At 74.4% G+C, this 1,518-nt stretch carries 2 protein-coding genes; both read right to left on the reverse strand.

Annotated elements, in window-relative coordinates; translation table 11 throughout:
* Positions 1 to 19: 19 nt before the first annotated feature.
* Positions 20 to 616, reverse strand: a complete 597-nt coding sequence (locus EHS43_RS44365) for a DUF5998 family protein (protein ID WP_185806674.1) — start codon at positions 614 to 616, stop codon at positions 20 to 22.
* Positions 617 to 658: 42 nt separating this feature from the next.
* The coding region (locus EHS43_RS44370; protein ID WP_185806675.1) for an acetate--CoA ligase family protein at positions 659 to 1,518 on the reverse strand (860 nt) is incomplete at its 5' end.

Here is a 1,518-nt window from a genome sequence, read left to right on the forward strand (position 1 = left end):
GGGGGAGACGGGTGGGCCATCAGCTGGTGACGTCCGCGGTCGCCTCGGAGATCGCCTGGGCGAAGACGAGTGCCTGGCGCACGGTGTCCGGGCCGTCCCCCGCCTCGCTGACGCGCAGGCTGAGGTCGTCCGCCGTGGAGCTTCCGGTGTAGCCGTGGTCCGCCTCGCAGTTGGGGTCGCCGCAGGCGGCGGGCTCCAGGTCGATGCGGGAGACGGCGCCCCAGCCGATGGTCAGCACGACCTCGCGGGGCAGGGTGCCCGGCTGGTACTGCTCCGGGTTGGCGACGACCCGGCTGACCACGACCGACGAGATCCGGCCGAGCTTCACGGACTCCGTGGAGGTGGTGGCGTACGGCGTCGGGGAGGTGCTGTCGGCGGCCTGTTCGTCGGTGTGGCTCACGATGAAGCGGTTGCCGGTGAGGACGAGCACGGTCACATGGCGCCGCACCTCGTTCTGGTCGAACGTCGTCTCCTGGTGGACCAGGTACGACCGGATGGGCTCGCCGCCCACGGCGGCCTCCACCGCCTCGGCCACGAGGGCCGGGTAGTAGCCGCTGCGCTCGATCGCCGCACGCAGCCCCTGGGTCGTCGTACTGGTCTTGGCCATGACGTCCATCCTACGGGGGCGCGCTGACTGCGAGGCACCGATCGCCGCCGCTCAGTACGCGGGGAGCGTCCGGGGCCCGAGGTCGTCACGGGCGGGCGGCGGCGCGAGCCGCACGGAGGCGCCGAGGACGCTGAGGCCGCGCGGGGCGACGACGACCGGCTCCAGGGTGACCGCGACCACCTCGGGATGGTCGTCGACCAGCCGGGACACCCGCAGCAGCAGCTCCTCCAGCGCGGGTGTGTCGACCGGGGTGGAACCGCGCCAGCCGAACAGGAGCGGAGCCGTCCGGATCGAGCGGACCAGGCTCGTCGCCTCCCGGTCGGTGACCGGAATCAGCCGGTGCGCGGTGTCGCCGAGCAGCTGCGAGGCGGCCCCGGCCAGCCCGAAGGACAGCACGGCGCCGGCGGCGGGGTCGATGACGGCCCTGATCACGGTGTCCACCCCGCGCGGTGCCATTCCCTGCACCACGGGACGCAGTTCGTCGGGCGGACCGAACAGCTCGGTCAGCTCGGCGTACGACCGCCGCAGCTGCTCCTCGTCCGCGAGGTCGAGGCGTACGCCGCCGAGGTCGGCGCGGTGGCGCAGGTGCGGGGCGGTGGCCTTGAGGGCGACCGGGTAGCCGAGGGTGGCGGCGGCCCGGGCCGCGGCGTCGGCGGTGGCGGCGGGCAGGGCACGGTGGGCCCGGATGCCGTACTTGGCGAGCAGCTCGCAGGTCTCCTCGATGCCGAGGGTGAGGCCCTGCCCGCGCGTGAGCAGGCCGTCGATCAGGGCGGCTGCGCCCTTCTCGTCGATGTCCTCGAACTCGGGCACCCTGCCGGGCTCGGCGGCGTCCCGGCGCCACTGGCCGTACTGCACGACATCGGCCAGGGCGCGCACGGCGCGCTCGGCGGCGGGGTAGGCGGGGATGAGGC

Source organism: Streptomyces sp. RP5T (assembly GCF_003933965.1).
Classification (GTDB): Bacteria; Actinomycetota; Actinomycetes; order Streptomycetales; family Streptomycetaceae; genus Streptomyces.